Source organism: Granulicella paludicola, assembly GCF_025685545.1.
GTDB classification, from domain to species: domain Bacteria; phylum Acidobacteriota; class Terriglobia; order Terriglobales; family Acidobacteriaceae; genus Granulicella; species Granulicella paludicola.
In genome coordinates this window covers 281,471-301,492 of record NZ_JAGSYC010000022.1, presented here as the reverse complement: position 1 = coordinate 301,492, position 20,022 = coordinate 281,471, and the positions used below count along the sequence as shown (strand labels likewise).

12 protein-coding genes are annotated in these 20,022 nt (G+C 61.1%); 5 read left to right on the top strand and 7 right to left on the bottom strand.

Going from position 1 to position 20,022, the window contains the following annotated elements:
- The first annotated feature begins 58 nt into the window (after positions 1–58).
- On the top strand, positions 59–619 hold the full coding sequence (locus OHL14_RS07220) for a DUF4199 domain-containing protein (RefSeq protein ID WP_263378659.1): 561 nt from the start codon (positions 59–61) through the stop codon (positions 617–619).
- 195 nt (positions 620–814) lie between these two features.
- Here the strand turns inward: OHL14_RS07220 and OHL14_RS07215 are convergent, their stop codons facing one another.
- Positions 815–2,317, bottom strand: a complete 1,503-nt coding sequence (locus tag OHL14_RS07215; RefSeq protein WP_263378658.1) for a glycoside hydrolase family 32 protein — start codon at positions 2,315–2,317, stop codon at positions 815–817.
- Positions 2,314–3,483 carry a GntR family transcriptional regulator gene (locus OHL14_RS07210; RefSeq protein ID WP_263378657.1) on the bottom strand — a complete coding sequence of 390 codons (1,170 nt, stop codon included), beginning with the start codon at positions 3,481–3,483 and terminating at the stop codon, positions 2,314–2,316. The genes OHL14_RS07215 and OHL14_RS07210 overlap by 4 nt, the downstream gene beginning before the upstream one ends.
- A gap of 403 nt (positions 3,484–3,886) precedes the next feature.
- On the opposite strand from OHL14_RS07210, the gene OHL14_RS07205 reads away from it, so the two are divergent.
- Both OHL14_RS07205 and OHL14_RS07200 read left to right on the top strand, forming a co-directional pair.
- Positions 3,887–5,146 carry an alginate lyase family protein gene (locus OHL14_RS07205; RefSeq protein ID WP_263378656.1) on the top strand — a complete coding sequence of 420 codons (1,260 nt, stop codon included), beginning with the start codon at positions 3,887–3,889 and terminating at the stop codon, positions 5,144–5,146.
- A gap of 374 nt (positions 5,147–5,520) precedes the next feature.
- Entirely contained in the window at positions 5,521–6,687 is a 1,167-nt protein-coding gene (locus OHL14_RS07200; RefSeq protein ID WP_263378655.1) for an ROK family transcriptional regulator, read from the top strand.
- 133 nt (positions 6,688–6,820) lie between these two features.
- On the opposite strand, the gene OHL14_RS07195 is transcribed toward OHL14_RS07200, so the two are convergent.
- Genes OHL14_RS07195 through OHL14_RS07185 form a run of 3 tightly spaced genes read right to left on the bottom strand, consistent with a single transcriptional unit; the run spans position 6,821 to position 12,728 of the window.
- The gene (locus OHL14_RS07195; RefSeq protein WP_263378654.1) at positions 6,821–8,296 is read right to left on the bottom strand and encodes an efflux transporter outer membrane subunit; all 1,476 of its coding nucleotides are present in this window, start codon (positions 8,294–8,296) and stop codon (positions 6,821–6,823) included.
- The gene (locus tag OHL14_RS07190) at positions 8,293–11,520 is read right to left on the bottom strand and encodes an efflux RND transporter permease subunit (protein WP_263378653.1); all 3,228 of its coding nucleotides are present in this window, start codon (positions 11,518–11,520) and stop codon (positions 8,293–8,295) included. The genes OHL14_RS07195 and OHL14_RS07190 overlap by 4 nt, the downstream gene beginning before the upstream one ends.
- Before the next feature lie 11 nt (positions 11,521–11,531).
- Positions 11,532–12,728, bottom strand: coding sequence for an efflux RND transporter periplasmic adaptor subunit (locus tag OHL14_RS07185; RefSeq protein WP_263378652.1), 1,197 nt, complete (start codon positions 12,726–12,728; stop codon positions 11,532–11,534).
- 160 nt (positions 12,729–12,888) lie between these two features.
- Here OHL14_RS07185 and OHL14_RS07180 point away from each other — a divergent pair, with 160 nt between their 5' ends.
- Together OHL14_RS07180 and OHL14_RS07175 are read left to right on the top strand one after the other, a co-directional pair.
- Entirely contained in the window at positions 12,889–13,602 is a 714-nt protein-coding gene (locus tag OHL14_RS07180; RefSeq protein WP_263378651.1) for a TetR/AcrR family transcriptional regulator, read from the top strand.
- A 70-nt stretch (positions 13,603–13,672) separates the two neighbouring features.
- A complete protein-coding gene (locus OHL14_RS07175) occupies positions 13,673–14,698 on the top strand; it encodes an acetamidase/formamidase family protein (RefSeq protein WP_263378650.1) in 1,026 nt (341 codons plus the stop codon).
- A 3-nt stretch (positions 14,699–14,701) separates the two neighbouring features.
- Here the strand turns inward: OHL14_RS07175 and OHL14_RS07170 are convergent, their stop codons facing one another.
- Positions 14,702–16,153 (bottom strand): GH1 family beta-glucosidase, encoded by a 1,452-nt coding sequence (locus OHL14_RS07170; protein WP_396271067.1) that lies wholly within the window; start codon positions 16,151–16,153, stop codon positions 14,702–14,704.
- Between the two features lie 104 nt (positions 16,154–16,257).
- Positions 16,258–19,779 carry a TonB-dependent receptor gene (locus tag OHL14_RS07165; protein WP_263378648.1) on the bottom strand — a complete coding sequence of 1,174 codons (3,522 nt, stop codon included), beginning with the start codon at positions 19,777–19,779 and terminating at the stop codon, positions 16,258–16,260.
- Positions 19,780–20,022: the final 243 nt, after the last annotated feature.

Sequence of the window (20,022 nt, the reverse complement as noted above, 5' to 3'; positions counted from 1 at the left end):
CGGGCCAAGGGAGCTAACGTTTTTGGAGTCTGAGACGGTCCGCATACGGAGGTAAGAGATGAAGAAGTATGTGTTGAAGTACGGTCTGCTGAGCGGTGTCGTGCTGGCGGTGCTGGGGGCGGCCACGGTGCCGTTTGAGCATCTGCTGAAGACGAGCAATGGCGTGGCGATGGCTGTGGGCTACACCACGATGGTGCTGAGCTTCCTGGTCGTGTTTGTGGGGGTGAAGCAGTATCGCGACATGGAGCTGGGCGGCTTTATCAGCTTTGGGCGTGCCTTTGCGGCGGGTGCGCTGATGATGCTGATGACGTGCGCCTGCTATGTGGCGATGTGGGAGGTGCTGGTGGCGACGGTGGAGAAGAACTTTGCGCATGACTACACGGCCAGTCTGGTAAAACAGGCGGAACATTCTGGACTGCAGGGCGCTGCGCTCGACGCCAAGATTGCGGAGGCGCGCCACTTTGAGGTGATGTATGCGAACCCGCTGTATCGGATGTCGATGACGCTGCTGGAGCCGCTGCCGGTGGGGTTGGTGATGGTGCTGGTGACGGCAGGGATTTTGCGGCGGAGGCGGGTGGAGGGGATGGTGGGGGCTGTGGCTGTCGTGGACGGGCGCTGAGCTTGGGTGCAGGGGTTTTGTTCAGCCTGGAGCTAAGAGTGTTTGAGATTGGAGTGGGTAGGCTCGTGCTTCGCACGTCGCTACACAGATGCAGATTCCTCCGCTTCGCTACGGAATGACAAAAAGGGTGGGTGCCGGGTTTGGGTTAGAGGGTGATGCCCGGTTTGGGTAAGCGGTGGGTGCCCGGTCTGACGGTTATAGGGTGGTGAGGCGGTTGGGGGAGATGGGGTGCATTTGCCAGGCGTCTAGCGAGGTGAGGCCTGCGCCTGTGGCGGAGAGCTGGACGTCCGGGGCCGTGGGGGCGGTGTAGTAGAAGCGCTTGGTGTAGCCGATGCGCTCGCCGAGGATGAGTTCGATGACGGAGCCGTCGATGTAGGCATGGAGGGTGGGGGTGTCGGCGGGCTGGAGCTTGATCTCTTTGCCGTCGGCGAGGAAGCTGTGCGTGTCGGGGAGGTACTTGACGCGGAGCAGCTCGGGGAGCTCGGGACAGCTTAGCTGGAGCTCGAAGGCGCTGCCTTTGCGGCCGGTGCAGAGGAGTTCCCCGGAGGCGCCGGGCAGGAGTTTGCGGATGCCGGTAAGGCTTTCGAGCTGCGGTTGGGCGGTGCCGCGGAGTGCGCTGACCTGTTGCGGGGTGGTGATGCGGAGGATGCCGTCGGGGTCGAGGTTGAGGATGCGGGGGAGGCTCATCATGCCGCTCCAGCCTGCGGAGCGCATGGCGTCCTCGCTGCGGCGCTCGGGAATCCAGCCCCAGAGGATGCGGCGGCCGTGGGCGTCGAGCTGGGTTTTGGGAGCGTAGAAGGCGTCGAGGTCGAGGAGGCCGGTGTGCTCGGGGTGGAAGAGCATGGTGGCTTCGTCGAGTTTGCCGGACTGCCAGAAGACCTTGCCGAGGGTCGAGTAGATGAGGACGTGTTTGCCGTCGAGGGGGAAGAAGTCGGGACACTCCCACATCTCGCCGTCGTCGCAGGGGTTTTGGGTTGGCTTGCCGTTCCAGGTGCCGCTGGTGAGCTTGTGCAGATACTCCCAGGTGTGGAGATCTTTGGAGCGATAGAGGAGGACGCAGCCGCCAACCTGGGCTTCGCCGGAGCCGACGGTCATGTAGTAGACGCCGTTTTGCTTCCAGACGGAGGGATCGCGGAAGCCGGTGATCTTCATGCCGGTGGGAGGGAGCGGGATGATGGGGTTGTCGGCCTTGGTCCAGTGGATGAGGCGCGGGTCGTCGGACCAGGCGAGGCACTGGGACTCCTGCACGTTGTTGGGATCGCCAGCGATGGTGGCGAGGTCTTTTGGGCCCTGCTTGGTGCCGGTGTAGACCTGATAGACGCGCTTGCCGACGGCGATGGCGGAGCCGGAGAAGACGCCGAAGGAGTCGTAGCTGCCGGGGGTGGGGGTCATGGCGACGGGGAGGAGTTGCCAGTGGACCATGTCCTTGCTGATGGCGTGGTTCCAGCTCATGTCTCCCCAGGTGGCGGCGAGGGGGTTGTACTGGAAGAACATGTGATAGTTGCCGGCGAAGTAGATGGGGCCGTTGGGATCGTTCATCCAGTTGCGGGCGGGGAGGAGGTGGAACTGCGGGCGCATGGGGTCGGCGGCGAGTTTAGTGGCGATCGCGTCCGGGGATTGCGCGCGCAGAGACTTCGGCAGGGCAGCCAGAGCGGCTGCGCCGAGGGCGACGAAGTCTCTGCGGGTGAAGGGGCTCATGCGGTGGTGACCGAGGCGTCGAAGCCGCAGGACTGGCGGATGACAACGTGGCCGTTGAGCAGGATGGAGCGGGGCGGCAGGGTAGGGTTGGCGATGCGGTCGAGCATGGCGGCGATGGCAGCCGAGCCGATCTGGAGACAGGGCTGGTGAAGTGTGGTGAGCGGGACGGGGAGGAGCTCGGCGTAGCGGACGTCGTCGAAGCCAGCGATGCGGAGGTCCTGGGGGATTTTGATGTTGAGGCTGTGCAGGGTGCGCATCAAGCGCGCGGCGGTGTGGTCGTTGGCGCAGAGCAGGGCGTCGAACTTTTCGCGTTTGAGGGCCTCGTCGACGGCGTGGATGTCGGCGGGGTCGGCGCGGACGACCTGGCCTTTGCGCAGGGGGACATCGTGAGCGTAGAGGGCTCCGCGGAAGCCAGCGATGCGATCGTCGACGGTTTCGGCGGAGCCTTCGCGGGCGAAGAAGCCGAGACGCCGGGCGCCGGTGCGGAGGAGGTGTTCGGTCATCATCCATCCGGCGCGACGGTTGTCGAGGCCGACGATGTCGTGCTCGCTGCAGCCGGGGAACTCGATGGCGGAGCGATCCAGCAGGACGACAGGGATGCGCGCGGTTTTGAGGGCTTTGAGGATGCGGCGGTTGACGGCGTCGCGGCGTGGGCCGAACTCAAGGGGAGCGAAGAAGACGCCGGAGACGTGCTGATCGATGTACTGACGACAGAGCTGCTCGGCTTCGAACTCCTTGTTGGCTGTCTGGGTGGAGGAGTGTCCCCAGGCGAGGGACCAGCCCTGGCCGGCGGCGGTGGAGGGTGAGCCGGTCATGCCTTTGCAGATGGGCTCGAAGATTTCTGTGTTGCCGAGGTCGGGGATGATGAGGCCGAAGACGGGCTTGAGGCTGCGGGACAACTCGGCGGCGTAGGTTCCGGAGCCAGCGCGACGAACGAGCAGACCTTCCTGCTGGAGCTGCTGCACGGCTTTGACGGCGGTCATGCGGCTGACGCCGAAGCGGCGCACGAGTTCGGCTTCGCTGGGCAGGCGGCCGCCGTTTCGATACTGGCCGGTGGTGATGCTGGTGCGCAGACTTTCGACGATCTGGCGATATTTGGGTTGGACCTTGGCCGCTGGGGTCGCGGTGGTGTCGACGGTCGCTTCTCCGTGCTCCTGCATCAACATGGTTTCGATTCTCCTGCGGCCACGGTTGCTCGGAGTTTCAGCGCGGCCAATCTCTAAAAAAACATCCTTCGATCAGTGTAGACAGGATAGCGAGAGATTGTGTAGTCAACTTATCGTAAGATTCGATGGTTGTTATCGGAAATTACTATAGGTTCGATTGTTTGCGATGCCTGTTGAGGTAAGTTGATGCCCCGGTTGACTAGCTCCGACTGCTGCTGCTGTATGCTGCGTGCTTAGGTGATGCACGGAATATTGCACACTCGGGGGTGCGTTTGTCCAGCAGATAGTGTCGGCGGGGGACGACGGGGAAGGAAGATGGTCCGCTTGTCCTGAATTGGCAAGGCGGTGGGCCGGTTCATGGGGCGAGGGTGTGAGAGGCCGTATAACTATGGGAGCAGCGGCGTTGAGCGGACGGTTGCCGGACGCTGCGGGGGAGGAGTGGGGCAACAGCATGGGTGCTTTGGTTCGAAGTTTGAGTCGTCGACGGTTCGTTCTGGGAGGCACGGCTGCGGCTGTGGCTGCTGCCGCAGCCCCGCGGGTTTCCTACGCTGCTCCGGAGGTTGGGATCGATGTGGCGAAGGTGGATCGCGCGCGGATTGTACGGGCGGCGAATGGATTTCTGAAAGAAGAGCCGGTGACGATCACGGCCTCGCATGGGGTTCGCAGTGCTGGCGGGCTGCATGATTTTTTCTCGGAAGGCGACTACTGGTGGCCTGACCCGGAGCATCCGGACGGACCGTACCTACGGCAGGACGGGTTCACGAACCCGGACAACTTCACGAAGCACCGGGAGGCGATGGTGCGGATGAGCGTGATGGTGCCCGCGCTGACGGCGGCGTGGAAGGTGACGGGGCAGCGGCGGTATGCGGAGCAGGCTGCGGTGCATCTGCGAGCCTGGTTTTTGGATCCGGCGACGAAGATGAATCCGAACCTGGAGTATGCGCAGGCGATCTTCGGTGTGAACAAGGGGCGCGGTATCGGGATCATCGACACGATCCATCTGGTAGAGCCGGTGCGGGCGGCAGGATTACTGATGGCGGGAACCGATGTGTTCTCGTTGCAGGAGAATCTCGATCTGCGGGCGTGGTTCGGCGACTATCTGAAGTGGCTGACGACTTCAGCGAATGGGCAGGAAGAGCGCGACCAGAAGAACAACCATGGCAGCTGCTGGGTGATGCAGGTGGCGGAGTTTTCGCGGTTTACAGGGAATGCGGCGTTGCAGCGAGAGTGCAGGCAGCGGTTCCGGGAGAGGCTGGTTCCGGAGCAGATCGCGGCGAACGGCAGCCTGCCGCTGGAGGTAGCGCGGACGAAGCCGTATAGCTACTCGCTGTTCGATCTGGATGTGCTGGCAACGGTTGCGCAGATACTTTCGGTGCCCGGTGGGGCAGACGATCTGTTTGCGTTCACAACGTCGGATGGGCGCGGGCTGCGGAAGGCCGTTGCGTACATGGCTCCGTTTATTGCGGACAAGAAGCTGTGGCCGTATCCGTTCGACGTGCAGCACTTTGAGGAGTTGCCGGTGCGGCAGCCGAGCCTGCTGTTTGCAGGGTTAGCGTATAAGGACGCGGAGTGGCTGGCGTTGTGGAAGAGTCTCAATCCTGATCCGACGGTAGGGGAGATTGTGCGGAATTATCCCGTGCGGCAGCCGGTCTTGTGGGTGTAAAGATTTGGGGCGCGTCCTGTCGGCATCAGACCTCACGTCGGCTGCAACGTTGAGGGAGAGGCGGTCGAGTTTGCAGGCAAGAAAGCTTCGAGCTTTTGTGTTGCGACAGGCTTCCTCGGGTCCTTCGGCTGCGGTTGGCGCAAAGTGCGCTCCAACCTACGCTCAGGATGACAGGGTTCTCTTTTGCCATGCAGCACGAAATGAATATCCCTTTTGCAAGGGCAGAGCATGGGTGTGATCGTTCTTTTGTTCGCACGGAGTACAAATGTGTTGCGTGGCTGATATAAACGTGTACGGTGAAAATGACCGCAGGGATGGACGTGTAGTTGAGAGTCCTTTGCGATCATCCTGTTAAGCCGTGCGGAGGCCCGCCCTTGCAGCGCTTTAGCTTTAATCGAACGCAGACGGCGTCGAACAAGACGCCTCGCAGGATCAATCGAAATCTGATTTTCAACCTGATCCGCACCAAGCAGCCGATCTCTCGAGCAGACCTGTCGCGCGTGTCGGGATTGCAGCGGAGCACGATCTCGCTGATTGTCGAAGACCTGATCGAAGAGGGTTGGATCGTCGAGGGAGCGGTGGGGCATCTGCCGCGTGGACGCAGGCCGACGTTTTTGGAGATCAACTCGAAGCGGGCGATCATTGCGCTGGATATTCATCCGGCACAGACGACGATTGCGGTGACGGACCTTGCGGGGAAGATCGTAACGCAGCAGGTGGTGATGGTGCCGGATGGCGCGACGAAGGCGTTGAACGCCATCGTGAATGCGATTCGTAAATTGCTGGCGGCGCATGAGGATTTGTCGTTCGATGGCATTGGCATCAGCCTGCCGGGACGCGCAGACGTGCATCTACAGAAGCTGATCTTTGCGCCGAACCTTAACTGGCCTGTGCTGAGTTTGAAGTCGAAGATGGAGCGCGCGACAGGGCTGCGCGTGAAGATGGACAACGTGGCAAATGCCTGCGCGCTGAGCGAGGTTTGGTTCGGCGGGAGCGATGGGCTGCACGATCTGGTGGTGGTGAATGTGGCCGAGGGTATCGGCACGGGGATCTTTGCGAACGGGCAGCTACTGCGTGGAGAGAGCGGACTCGCGGGGGAGTTTGGGCATGTGCAGATTGCGCCGGATGGGCCTCCGTGTGCATGTGGCAGCCAGGGGTGCTGGGAGGTGGTGGCGTCCAATCGTGCGGCGGTGGGGTACTACGGCGAGCTGGTGAAGTCGGCTGTGCCGATCACGTTTGAGGCGTTGCTGAAGCTAGCGCAGAGTGGCGATGCGTTCGCGGTGCAGGCGATGACCAAGATGGCAGAGAACCTGGGGCGCGGGATTCGGCTGATTGCGGTGGCGCTGGCGCCGAAAGAGATTGTGGTGGTGGGCGACATCACGACGGTGTGGCACCAGTTCGGGTCGATTGTGGAGGCGCACATGAAGAAGAATGCGTTCACGAAGCCTCCTTTGTTGCGGCCTGCGTATGACGGAAATACGGCGCGGCTGCGGAGTGCGGTGGCGTTAGTACTGGGGGATGATGCTATGGGGGAGAAGTAGGGGGACAGGGAGTAGGGAGTAGGGCTAATGCGACGGCGAGTGCAGAAGTAGATGCTCTTCGGAGATTCTGAACAGAAAAGGGGACTTGAGCGATGCTCAAGTCCCTTCATGCTTTTTGAGTTGCTTCGTGCTTTTACCAGCCGCCGCCCAGAGCGTTGTAGAGCTGGACGAGGGATTGAGCCTCCTGCTGCTGTGCGGTGACCAGGGAGAGCTGTGCGTTGTAGAGGGTGGTGTCGTTGGTGAGGACCTCGAGGTAGCTGGTCGCTCCGGCGTTGAAGCGCATGCGCGCGAGGCGCACGGCGTCGGCGGAAGAAGCTACCAGCTTCTCCTGCTGCTCGCGGTATTCGCGGGACTTGGAGTAGGCGACGAGAGCGTTGGAGACGTCGCGGAACGCACCGGCGATGGTCTGCTGGTAGGTATCGAGAAGTTCCTTGTCCTTGGCCTGGGCCTCGCGATAGTTGTTGCGGATTTTGCCGCCGTCGAAGATGGGCTGCGACAAGGAACCGACTGCGTAGGTGTAGATGTTGCCGGAGTCGAAGATCTTCTTCAACTGCGAAGAAGACGTGCCTGCGGTGTCAGAGAGTGAGAGGGAAGGGAAGAACTGTGCTCTTGCCACGCCGATGTTTGCATTCGCTTGTATCAGCAGCTCTTCTGCGCGGCGCACATCGGGCCTACGCTCAAGCAATTCCGAGGGAAGACCGACCGGAACGGCTACCGGGTGGGCAGCCTTGGCCATGATGTCCGTGGAGGCTGTGACATCGCGCAGGATGGGGCCGGGGTTGCGACCGAGCAGAAGACCGATGTTGTTTTCAGTCTGCGCGATCTGCTGCTCGAGCGAGGGAACCTCGGCCTGTGCCGTGTAGTAGAGCTCCTCGGCCTGGCGAACATCGGCGAGTGTTCCGCTGCCTCCGTTGTTCAGCGTGTTGGTGAGGTCGAGCGATTGCTTGCGTGCGTCGATGGTCTGGCGCGTGGCGGCAAGTTGCGCATCGAGGGAACGCAGCTGGTAGTAGTCTGTGGCGATCTCGTCGATGAGGGTGGAGTAGGTGGTCTGCTGCGCCCACTGCGTGGCGCGATACTCGGCGCGTTGAGCCTCGGTCATGCGGCGGTACATGCCCCAGAAGTCGAGGTTCCAGGCAGCCGATGCCGTAAGTCCGCCCGAGTACAGGTTGGAGCGAGAGTTGTTGCTGTTGGAGTTGCTGCTGCCACTGCTGCTGTTGTTGTTATTGCCACTGAGTCCGCTGAGCAGGCCGCCGGGCAAGGATACAGCGTCGTAGCTTGCGCCGCCGGAGAGCGTGGGGAACTGGCCGGCGCGGGTGACGCCGACGGCTGCCTTTTCTTCGAGGACGCGGTCCGCGGCGATCTTCACGTCGAAGTTGTTCTTCAGGGCCTCGGTGATGAGGGCCTGGAGGACGGGATCGGTGAAGACATCGTTCCACTTCTGTGCACCGAGCGGCGTGGCGGAGGCGCCGTTGGTGGCGTCGGGTGCCATGGCCCCGCGGTACTCTGCGGGGGTGTTGACGACGGGCCGCTTGTAGTTGGGCCCGACCTTGCAGCCGGCGAGGGTCGTCGCCAAAGCTGCGCTGACGGTAAATAGAGTTAGGCGTTTCAAGCGTGACCTCCGTCCGAGGGGTTCTTCTGGTGAGGTACCGGTTGGCCGTAGCGATCGCCGCGTGGCGGACCGGCGTCGTGGTCGGAGTCGAGGCTGGCGTTGTGCGCGCTGGAGAACTTCTGCGCGACACGCTCAGCCAGCGAGAAGGTCGTCGGCACGAGGAAGACGGCGATCAGCGTTGCCGCCAACATGCCACCGATGACGACCGTGCCGAGGATCTGACGCGAGACGCCGCCAGCGCCGGAGGCTACCCAGAGCGGGACGCAACCGAGGATAAAGGCGAAGGCCGTCATGATGATCGGGCGGAAGCGGAGCCGAGCTGCACTCATGGCCGCGTCGAAGATTGTTGCGCCCTTCTCGTATTCGTCCTTGGCGAACTCGACGATCAGGATGGCGTTCTTCGCGGAGAGACCGATGAGCATGACCAGACCGATCTGCGCGTAGACATCGTTTTCCAGATGCCGACCGAAGAGAGCGAGATACGCGCCCAGGATGGCGACTGGAGTGCTGAGCAGCACGCCGAAGGGAAGCGACCAGCTCTCATACTGTGCTGCCAGAATGAGGAAGCAGAGCACGATGGAGATGGCGTAGACGACCCAGGCAGGGATGCTTTCCTGTGCCTTCTTTTCCTGGAAGCTGAGGCCGGTGTAGTCCATACCCATGCCCTTCGGCATGGTCTGGGCGAAGGTCTGCTCGAGGTAGGCCATGACCTGACCAGAGCTGACACCCGGCGGAGCGACGATGGTGATGCTGGCGGCCTCGTACTCGTTGAAGCGCGTGGTGAACTCAGGGCCGGTGACTCGGCGAACCGAGGTGAGGGCCGAAAGCGGTACGCGATTGCCGTTGGCGGCGGTGACGTAGAACTGGCCGATGTTATCGATGTTCGTACGGGACGAGCCTTCGGCTTCTACGTAGGTCTGCCACTGGCGACCGAAGCGGTTGAAGTAGTTGACGAGGCTGCCGCCCATGAACGCCTGCATGGTGGTGTAGACGTCGGAGAGCTGCACCTGCTGCTGGGCCACCTTCTCGCGGTCGACATCGACGAAGAGCTGCGGCGTAGCGGGGTAGTAGGTCGGGATGGCAGCGGCGATCAGCTGATGATTCTGCGAGATTGCACCGAGGAACTTGTAGACGTTCTGGGTGAGGAACTGCGGATCACTGTTGCCGGAGCGATCTTCGAGCACGAGCGAGACGCCGCCTGAGGTTCCCAGACCAGCGATGGCCGGAGGAGCAAAGGAGAAGGCGATGCCCTGCTTGATGCCGCCGAGCGCCTTGGCAAGGTTCGCCTGGATGACGGTGAACTGCTCATCCTTGCTCTTACGATCGTCCCAGTCCTTCAAGGTGACGAAGTAGAAGGCGTTGTAGGTGGACTGGGTCTGCGACAGAAGGCTGAAGCCGACGACGGAGATGACGCTCTGCACGCCGGGGACCTTGTGCAGGGCAGCTTCGACGTCAGCCGAGGCTTCGGTCGTACGCTGCAGCGACGCACCTTGCGGGAGTTGCAGGTTCACGAAGGCGTAGCCCTGATCCTCGGTCGGAAGGAAGCCGCCGGGGAGTTGCTTGCCGATGAGCAGGACGAGTGCGCTGACGCCGAGGATGATGAAGACCACGACGAAGGACTTGCGCACGAGCCAGCCGGAGCCTTTAACATAGCCGTTGGTGACGCGGCCGAAGAGGTTGTTGAAGCCGTTGAAGAACTTCTGCAGCAGGCCCTTCTTCTCGGTCTTCGGCTTGAGCAGGAGAGCGCAGAGTGCGGGGCTGAGGGTGAGGGCGTTGAAGGCCGAGAAGATGACCGAGATCGCAATGGTGACGGCGAACTGCTGGTACAGACGACCCGTGATGCCGGGAATGAAGGCGGTGGGGATGAACACGGCTGACAGAATCAGCGCGATAGCGATAACCGGGCTGGACACCTGCTCCATGGCAGCGTAGCTGGCATCGACCGGGTTCATGCCTTCTTCGATGTGGTGTTCGACAGCTTCGACTACGACGATGGCATCGTCGACGACGAGACCGATGGCGAGTACGAGGCCGAAGAGGGACAGCGTGTTGATGGAGAAGCCCAGCATCGGGAAGACGATGAAGGTACCGATCAACGACACGGGCACGGCGAGGAGGGGGATGAGCGTAGCGCGCCAGCCCTGGAGGAAGATGTAGACGACCAGGATGACGAGCGCGAGCGCAATGACGAGCGTGACGATGATCTCGTGGATACCGGCGTTGACGGCCTTGGTGGTATCGAGCGGCACGCCGCTGATGATGTCAGGCGGGAAGCTCGCTTCGAGCGTCTTGAGTTCCGCCTGAACGTTCTTGGCGGTCTCGACGGCGTTGGAGCCAGGGAGCTGATAGACAGCGAGGACGGCGGCGGGCTTGCCGTCGAAGCGCCCGTTGAGGTTGTAGGTCTGCGAACCGAGCTCGAGGCGGGCGACGTCCTTGAGGTGCAGGATGGAGCCATCGGGGTTGGAGCGCAGGATGATGTTGCCGAACTCTTCTTCGGTGACGAGACGACCCTGGGTACGAACGGTGTAGGTCATCTCCTGTCCGCTGGGGACAGGTTCGCCGCCGATCTGGCCGGAGGGGTTCACGTTGTTCTGCGTGGAGAGGGCAGCGGTGATCTGCGGGACGGTGACGCCGAGCTTGGCGAGCTGGTCAGGCTTGACCCAGACGCGGAGTGCGTACGGACCGGCTCCGAAGACCTGCACGCGCGAGACGCCCTTGACGCGGGTGATGGCGTCCACCAGGTTGATGTTGGCGTAGTTCGCGAGGAAGATGCCGTCGTAGGTCGACTTGGGCGACGAGACGGTCAGCAGCATCAGCGGCGAGGTTAGCGCCTTCTGCACCGTGAGTCCGGCGACCTGCACGATCGAAGGCAGCTGCGACTGGGCGGTCGAGACGCGGAGCTGCGAGAGAATCTGATCGGTGTCAGGGTTGGTGGCTACGTCGAAGTCCACGGTCAGCTGGGTGAGGCCGTTGCTGGCGTTGGTGGACTCCATGTAGTTCATGTTGTCGACGCCGTTCATCTGCTGTTCGATGGGCGTAGCTACGGCCTGCTCGAGGGTTTTGGCGTCGGCACCGGGGTAGGTCGCCTGCACGAGGATCTCAGGCGGAACGATATTGGGGAACTGCGCGGTGGGCAAGCTGAGCACCGTGACGGTTCCACCGATCACCATCAGGATGGCGATCACCATGGCCACGATGGGCCGGCGGATGAAGAATTTTGACATGGTTGCTTCCCTTACTGGTTCTGGCCGCTCTGGGTTTGCGTTGCGTCGGGAGCGTTGAGTCCCTTGTCAGGCTGAGGAGTTACCTTCTCGCCGTCCTTGAGCGTGTCGAGGCCTTCGGTGACGACGGTCTCGTTGCCCTGCAGTCCACCGGAGATCACGATGTTGGGTCCGATCTGCGGTCCAAGCTTTACGGTATGAACGTGAAGGGTGTTGTCGGGACCGACGACGTATACCTGGTTCATGCCCTGGAGATCAGCCACGGCGCGCTGCGGAATGAGGATGGCGTTTTGCAGGATCTGGGTCTGGGCGGTGATGCGGCCGAACTGGCCGGGGCGCAGTAGATTGCCGGGGTTCGCAAACTGAGCGGCGATGCGGAGGCTACCTGTCTGCGCGCTGACGCTGCGGTCGACGAAGATGATGCGGCCGGTCTGTGGGTAGACCTGTCCGTTGGCAAGGGTGAGCTTCAGAGGCAGCGAGTTGCCGGCGCTGAGGAGGTCGGCGTGGCCGCCCTGCTTGGCGCGTTCGACGAGGGACAGGTACTCCTGCTCGCTGATGGAGAAGTAGACCTTGATAGGGCTAACCTGCGAGACGGAGGTCAGCACAGAGGAGGTGCTGACGAGGTTGCCGACCTGGAGCGCGGCTTGTCCGGCGATGCCATCGATGAGGGAACGGACCTTGGTAAAGCCGACGTTGAGAGCAGCGGCATCGACCTGCGCCTGCGCGGTGGCGACACTGGCCTTGTCCTGCTGCAGGGTCTGCGTCTCGGTATCGAGCGTGCTCTGCGCGATGGCGTGTGCCTGGGCGAGGGGAGTGTCACGCTTGACGTTTATCTCATCGAGACCGACTTTGGCTTGCGCCTGGGCTACCTGACCCTTGGCCTGGTCGAGGATGGCCTGGAAGGGACGGGGGTCGATTTCGAAGAGGATCTGTCCCTTGCCGACGACGCTGCCTTCCTTGTAGTCCTGGCGGATGAGGTAGCCGGAGACCTGTGGCTGAATCTGGGCGTTCACAAAGCCGTCGGTCTGGGCGACCCACTCTCCGGTGACCGGCACGCTTTGCTGGATGGCGGTACCGACCTGTACGGGTACGGGGCCCGCTGCCGGCGGCGGGGGCGCGGCTGACTTGCAGCCTGCCAGAACGATCAAGGAGGCGGCAGAAAGGCTGGCGGCGAAGATAGGCGCCTTGGACGAGAACGAACGGTAGAACATAAGGGGTAACCTCAACCTGCGTGGGATACGGGAATCAAAATCTAGGGGAGACGGGTGCGGAAACATCTCTTCTTGAAAACATACACGCATGTATATATGCTCGAAACTGGTCGCGCGGTTCAAAAAGATGATGGAAAAGTCTGTGGAAGACGAAGCTCTAGTGTCAGATGCTTCAATCCGGCGCAAGGTTTCGTCGTCGAAAACGGCGGTCGTTCCGCGTGTGAGTCTGCAGGTTCAGCGCTCTGAACGTACGCGCAACGCGCTGCTGGCGGCTGCGGAGAAGATCTTCGCGCGGGATGGCTTTGAGGCGTCGCGGATTGAGGATATTGCGTCGGAGGCGGGCCGCAGCCGCGGCGCCTTTTATGCAAATTTTGACAATAAGACTGAGGTATTTCTCGCGCTGCGCACGCGTGCGATGCAGAGCCGCGCACGAGAGATCCGTGGACGGCTGACGGCTGCAGTGGATGAAGATGCGCGGATTGCGGCAGTGCAAAGGCACATCATCGAGCAGATCTGTGACCGGCAGACGCTACTGCTGCAGATCGAGTTCAAGCTGTTCGCGCTGCGGCATCCTGATCTGCTGAAGGAACTCGCCGATAAGCACATTGCGGCGAGCGTGATGGTGCATGAAGAAGAGCTGGCGGAGTTCTTCCCGAATAAGCACGATTCCGCGGAGACGCGGAGCAAGACGCTGGCGATCGAGGCGTTGCTGGAAGGATTTGCGCTGAACGCGCTGTTCAGCCCGCGCGATCTAACGCTGGCTTGGCTGGAGGCGTTGCTGCCGGGGCTGCTGAATGTGGTGCTGGGACTGGATGGCAGCCCGAATGAGACGCAGACGGTGCAAGACGAGGACGCGGCGGTGGTAACGGCTTAGGGCTGGGCTAACGGCATAGGCCGGGGCGCAGGTAAGCTGTAGAGGTCTCTTCAAAATTTGTGAGGTGTTCATGCGCCGTCTGCTTCTTGTTGCCGGGATTTCGTTGGCTGGTGTGTCTTCCGCGTCTGCACAGGATTACAAGCTGCTCGCTACGCCGAGCACGATTGAGTGGGGTCACTATGCGGTGACGAAGCCCGCGATCACGGTCAAGAGCGGCGACACGGTGAGCATTCAGACGCTGTCGACGTGCGGGTCGACGGAGCGGCTGGTGGCTCGCGGCATCAAGCCGGAAGATATTCCTGCGTACAACGATGTCATCTACAAGGCGGCGATTCCTGACAGCGAGAAGGGGCCAGGCGGTCACATTCTTACGGGGCCTGTGGCGATCGAGGGCGCGGAGCCGGGCGATGTGCTCGAGGTGCAGATACTGAAGGTGGACATCGACGCGAACTTTGCTTGTAACGGCTTTGGATTGCATCGTGGGTTTTTGCCGATGGACTTTCCCTACAGCCGGAATCGCATTATCCCGCTGGACCGCGCAAAGATGATCGGGCACTTCGCGCCGGGGATCGATATTCCGCTGCATCCGTTCTTCGGCAGCATGGGTGTGGCACCGGGTCAGGGGCGTGTGGATAGTGCGCCTCCGTTCTCACATGCGGGCAACATGGACAACAAGGAACTGGTCGCGGGGACGACGCTGTATATCCCTGTGGCGGCTAAGGGTGCTTTGTTTGTCGCTGGCGATGGTCATGCGGGGCAGGGCAATGGCGAGGTCGATATCACCGCGATGGAGACGTTCCTGACGGGGACGTTCAAGTTCGTGTTGCACAAGCATGAAGCGTTGAACTGGCCGCGAGCGGAGACGCCGACGCATTACATCTCGATGGGGTTCAGCCCGGATTTGAAAGAGGCGACCGAGTTTGCGCTGCGCGATATGATCGACTTTCTCGTGACGGAAAAGCACATGTCACGCGACGACGCCTACATGCTCTCGAGTGTTGCGGTGGATATGGATATCACACAGCTGGTCGATGGCAATGTAGGCGTTCATGCGATGTTGCCGAAGAACATCTTTACGGATGCAGCGAAGAAGTAAGTCCTAAAGAACCTCGTTCTTTGCGATGACGTCCTTGTAGAACTTTGCGCTGAGTTTGGGTGTGCGCTTCTGCGTCTTGAAGTCGACGTAGGTGATGCCGAAGCGCTTTTCGTAGCCGTCAGCCCATTCGTAGTTGTCGAGGAGGCTCCAGAGGAAGTAGCCCTTTACGGGGATGCCTTCGGAGACGCCGCGATGGAGTTGGGTGAGGTAGTTGCGAAGATACATCACGCGGTCGGTGTCGTAGATCTCGCCGTCGGGAGCGACCTCGTCCTTTGAGGACGCGCCGTTTTCGGTGATGTAGAGCTCTTTCACGTTCCAGGTTTCGTGGATGAGCTTGGGACCCCAGTAGAGAGCTTCAGGGCCGATGTTGAGCCATGAGCTATACATGTGCGGATAGGACTTGGGCGGGGTGACGACGGCGTAGCCCTTCTCGGAGTTGTCTGCGCGGACGTAGGTTGGGGTGTAGATGTTGACGCCGACGAAGTCCATGGGGGAGGCGATCGTTTTCATCTCCTCGGCGGTGAACTTTGGAGCGTCGGGACCGAGACGCTTCAGGTACTGGTCGGTATAGCGGCCTTCTTCGACAACGGTGAGGAACATGGCGTTCTCTTCACGGAAGGCCTTGCGCGTGGCGGCGATGTGCTCAGGCGATTCGATGACGGGAGTGGTCGCGGTGATGTTGTCGGCGATGCCGATCTTTGTGCCGGGCCGGGTCTGTGCACGGATGGCCTGCACACTCATGCCGTGACCAAGCACGACGTAATGGTTGAGCTGCGCGAGGCGCTTCTGGCCGACCTTGAGACCGGGCGCGTGGGTTCCGGTGCCGTAGCCGAGTTCGACGAAGGTACTCATCTCGTTCATGGTCATGAAGTGCGAGACGAGGTCGGAAAGCTTGCCTGCGGTGTAGCCTGCGTAATCGGCGAAGGCCTTGGCCGTGTCTCTGTTCTCCCAGCCGCCCTTGTCTTGCAGGGTCTGCGGCAGATCCCAATGGTAGAGGGTGCAGAAGGGTTGAATTCCCTTGGCGAGCAGAGCTTCGATCATCCTGCGATAGAAGTCGACGCCTTGCTGGTTGGGTGCGCCGGTGCCATTGGGGAAGATGCGTGTCCAGGCGACGGAGAAGCGGAAGGTCTTGACGCCGAGGGACTTCATCAACTCGATGTCTTTTGGATAGAGGTGATAGAAGTCATCGGCAACGTCGCCGGTATCGCCGTTGAAGGTCTTGCCGGGAGTGTGGGAGAAGGTGTCCCAGATGGAGGTGCCGCGGCCACCCTCGTGGATGGCGCCTTCGACCTGGTAGGAGGCGGTTGCGGAGCCCCAGAGGAAGCCTTGCGGGAAGGTGCGTGCGGGCGAGGGATCTGGCGCAGGTGCATTGAGCAGTGTGGCTGACGCTGTGTGCGGTAGACAGAGCGAAGCGGCAGAGCCGCCGAGAACGCGGGCGAGATTACGTCTTGAGATCTTCAACAAGGGAGTGCTCCTGGAGTGGGACAAGCTTACAGCAAAAAGGCCGCCGACCCGAAGGTTGATCTATCGGATCGGCGGCCTGGGTACAAGGCAACAGGTTAGAACTTCAACTTGAGCGCAAACTGCACTTCGCGAGGAGTGTAGTTCGGATCGACGGCGTTGCCAGCCTGGCCGAAGGTCGAACTGCCGAGCTGCGCTGCGCCGTTGTTGTTGTTCGGGATGAAGTAATCAGGCGTGTTGGTTATGTCGAAGGCTTCGGCGCGGAACTGCAGCGTGTAGCGCTGAGTCAACGCGAAGTCTTTGAACAAGGACAGATCGATGTGGCGGAAGCGCGGACCAAACTCGGAGTTGCGCTTGGCCGAACCGATCGTTCCTAACGCCTGAGGAGCGTAGTTCGAGGTGTTGAACCACTGGGTGAGGGTGTGCGGGTTGTGGTTGCTGGCGATCTTGTTGGGACGGTCGTTGCCACCGCTGTTGACCGGAGTCGCGCGGTTGCCGTAGACGATCTTGTAATCGGGAGCGGCGGGGTTGGTGTCGTAGTCGGTATTGCCACCGTTGTAGATGGAGATGGGCTTACCGCTCTGCCAGACGGTGATGGTGTTGATCTCCCAGCCGTGAAGAGCGGCACGCTTGATGCCGGTGAAGGACGAGCCGAACTGCAGCTCATAGTTGAGCGAGAGCGCAAACCGATTCTGGATATCGTTCTCCGCAATGCCATAGTCGATCTGGCGAATGCGGGTCGGATCGGCGTTGCTCCATCCCTGGTCTCCTTCTTCGGAGAAGCCGGTGATGTCGCTCAGGTCCTTTGCCCAGGTGTAGTTGGCATCGAAGGCCAGGCCATGTGAGAAGCGGCGCTGGAAGGAGGTCTGCAGTGCATTGTAGTTGGAGACGCCTTCGCTCTGCATCCAGCCGACACTGCCGAGGTTCGGCAGAAGGCCAGCTAGTTTGAAGGCGCTGCTTGCACCGGTGGCAAAGGGGTTGAAGGGTGCAGGCTGGTTGATGTCGTTGATGGTCTCAGGCAGATGCTGTCCAACGTTGCCGACGTAGCCGATGGTGAAGACGTTGGCACCAAACTGCTTTTCAACCTGCAGGTTGTACTGCTGAATCAGTGCAGAGCGGAAATGAGTGTCTTCTGCAACGAAGGACAGAGCGTTGCTGGTGATGGACTGAGGCGTGGGCAGAGGCAGACCCGCGTCGAAGGTGTGCGTGGAATCGTTCGCGGCAGTGAAGCAGGCCGAGTTGTAGCCCGAGGTGGGCAGGTTGCCATAGGCTGCGCCTGTCTGCAGCTTGATCGCGAGATCCGACTGGCCGCAGCTTGGCGAGTACACGCTGACGAACGGAGCGTTCTTCAGATCGGCGTTTGAGGTGTAGTTGCCGGGGAAGTAGCTGAGTCCATAGCCGCCGCGGACGACGATGGTTGGCGTTACTGAGTAGGAGAAGCCGATGCGCGGAGCGACGTTAGAGTAGTCGGTCTTGATGCCAGCCGTAGAGCTGACGCCATTCTGACCTGCTACCAGTAGTGCCGAGCCGATGTTCGTAGCGTTCGAACCTACCGCTTTGTTGAAGTCGAAGTCCGAGATGTGATTGTGGGCTTCGGTGAAGGGGGTGAAGACGTCGTAGCGAAGACCATACTGCACGGTGAGCTTGGGGCTCACCTTCCAGGAGTCGAGAGCAAAGCCGCTTGGCTCCCACGAGCGGTAGTCAGGCGGATCGATATCGTAGTTGCGACCTTCGGAGGTGAAAGCGCCGACCAGCGAAGAAGCGAGCTGGTTGATGTAGGTTTGCTGCAGAACGTTGGTGACGCCCGGATTGGCGACGGTGGCGTTGTCGTTGGTTAGACCGAAGCCATACTGGCCAGCGGCAAAGGCGCTCTGTACGTTGCGGGACTGGCGACGGATGAGCTGTGCGCCCACCTTTACGCTGTGGTTACCCAGCGTCCAGCTGAGGGTGCCGGAGTACTGGAAGGTGTTGTCGATGTCCTGCAGCGGCACGTAGGCACCGTCGCCGATGTCCGGGAAGGAGCCGAAGGAGATAGGCGTGAGGAAGTTCGACAGCGTGTTGAAGTTCATGTTCGGGCCGAAGCCGAGCTTGGTGTCCGCGTTCTGACCGTAGTTCAGCGGCAGCGAGAGGTTGTTGATACGGGTGTAGGTGGCGCGCAGATCGAGCAGAAGGTTCTGGTTGAAGATGTGGGTGTAGCCAAGGCCGTACTGGTAGGCCTTGTCCGTAGCCGGGCCGGAGAAGTTATAACGGCCGCCGGAGATCTGGAAACCCCCGACGTTGCCGAGACCGGGAGGGGTGAAGGTGTCGGTTTTATTAAACGAGAAGCGGGCAAACATCAGGTTGTTGCTGTTGAAGTGGTGGTCGACGCGGGCATCTGCCGTGCTGCTGTACTGCGTCTTGCTGGGGCTGATGACCTCGTTGTTGGTCTGCCCGGAGTTGGTAGGCGCCGGATAGAGCTTGAGATAGTTCAGGGCGATGGGGTCGATGCAGGTGGTGACGGTGGCGCAGTAGGTTGCGACTCCGTTATTGGAAGCAGCGATGATGGCTTGCGGCGTTCCACCGGCAAGACCGTTGAGGTCGTTGTACAGGTCGGCCGTTGGCACGGTGTTCGAGTAGGTCAGGCCAGAGACCTGGCGGAAGCCTTCGTAGTCACCGAAGAAGAATGTGCGGTCGTGGATGATGGGGCCGCCGAAGCTGCCGCCGAACTGGTTCTGGCGAAGCTCTGGCTTGCGGCCGGTGCGCTGGAGGACGTTGCGGGCATCGAGTGCGTCGTTGCGGAAGTACTCGTAGGCGGAGCCGTGGAACTGGTTGGTGCCGGAGCGGGTGGTGATGCTGACTACGCCTCCAGCGGTGCGGCCTGCTTCGACCGAGTAGCTGTTGGTCTGGACGGTGATTTCCTGGATGCCTTCGACGTTCGGGCGAACGCCGATGGTGCCGATGATGCGTTCGTTGTCGTCCGCGCCGTCGATGATGTAGTTGTTCAGGGTGTCGTCCTGTCCATTGACGGAGAAGGAGGCCGAGACGCGGCGATCGTCGGGACGGCCGCCGGAGGTGAGGCCGTTGCCGGGGCCTTCGTTGGCTCCGGGAACAAGCTGTACGAGCTGGACGAAGTTACGACCGTTGAGCGGAAGGTCCTGCACGGCCTTGGCGGTGACGGTGGAACTGACGGTGGCGTTATCGGCTTGCAGAAGGGGAGTGGTTGCTTCTACGGTGACGGTTTCGTTCTGGATACCGGTAGCGAGGTTGACGTCGGCACGGGCACGGTCGCCCGCTTCGACGGCGACGTTCGAAATGGTGGAGGTCTTGAAGCCCGGGACCGAGACGGTCACGTTGTAGCGGCCGACCGGCAGAAGAGTGAACTGGAAGTCGCCACTGGTATTGCTGGTAGCGTCGCGCTGATCGTGCGTGTCGACGTTGACGAGCTTGACCTTGGCGTTGGGAACCAGGGCGCCGGTGGGGTCGGTGACGGTGCCAACGATATCGGCGGTCGTGATCTGCGCTGACGCTCTGCTGCAGGCGAAGATCAGTACCGTGAGTAGACTCACGAGGTGACCTATCCTGCGGAGGGTACGGGTCCACTGGCCGGTGGAGGTGGAACTAAATCGATGGATGGATGTCATGTTGCTTCCTTGATCGGTATTGTTAGGTGCGATGAAACGGCATGGACAGACGCCGAGGAAGGTTCACGGCGTCCACGAAGAGTTCTTTGGATCGCCGAGGACTATAGGAAGCGCAGACAACGGATGTATAGGTGGCATCTGGTATAGCACCGGGTCTTTACCGGGAGAAATATGCGGAAACTGGGTATTTTGGGTAAAGGTAAAGAGCAGGTAAAGACGATTTGTCATGTCACGATATAAGGC

What these genes read in the sequence shown, in the direction of transcription:
- OHL14_RS07220 (WP_263378659.1), top strand. Translation starts at nt 59, where the DNA reads ATGAAGAAGTATGTGTTGAAGTACGGTCTGCTGAGCGGTGTCGTGCTG.
- OHL14_RS07215 (WP_263378658.1), bottom strand. Translation starts at nt 2,317, where the DNA reads ATGAGCCCCTTCACCCGCAGAGACTTCGTCGCCCTCGGCGCAGCCGCT.
- OHL14_RS07210 (WP_263378657.1), bottom strand. Translation starts at nt 3,483, where the DNA reads ATGTTGATGCAGGAGCACGGAGAAGCGACCGTCGACACCACCGCGACC.
- OHL14_RS07190 (WP_263378653.1), bottom strand. Translation starts at nt 11,520, where the DNA reads ATGTCAAAATTCTTCATCCGCCGGCCCATCGTGGCCATGGTGATCGCC.
- OHL14_RS07185 (WP_263378652.1), bottom strand. Translation starts at nt 12,728, where the DNA reads ATGTTCTACCGTTCGTTCTCGTCCAAGGCGCCTATCTTCGCCGCCAGC.
- OHL14_RS07175 (WP_263378650.1), top strand. Translation starts at nt 13,673, where the DNA reads ATGCGCCGTCTGCTTCTTGTTGCCGGGATTTCGTTGGCTGGTGTGTCT.
- OHL14_RS07165 (WP_263378648.1), bottom strand. Translation starts at nt 19,779, where the DNA reads ATGACATCCATCCATCGATTTAGTTCCACCTCCACCGGCCAGTGGACC.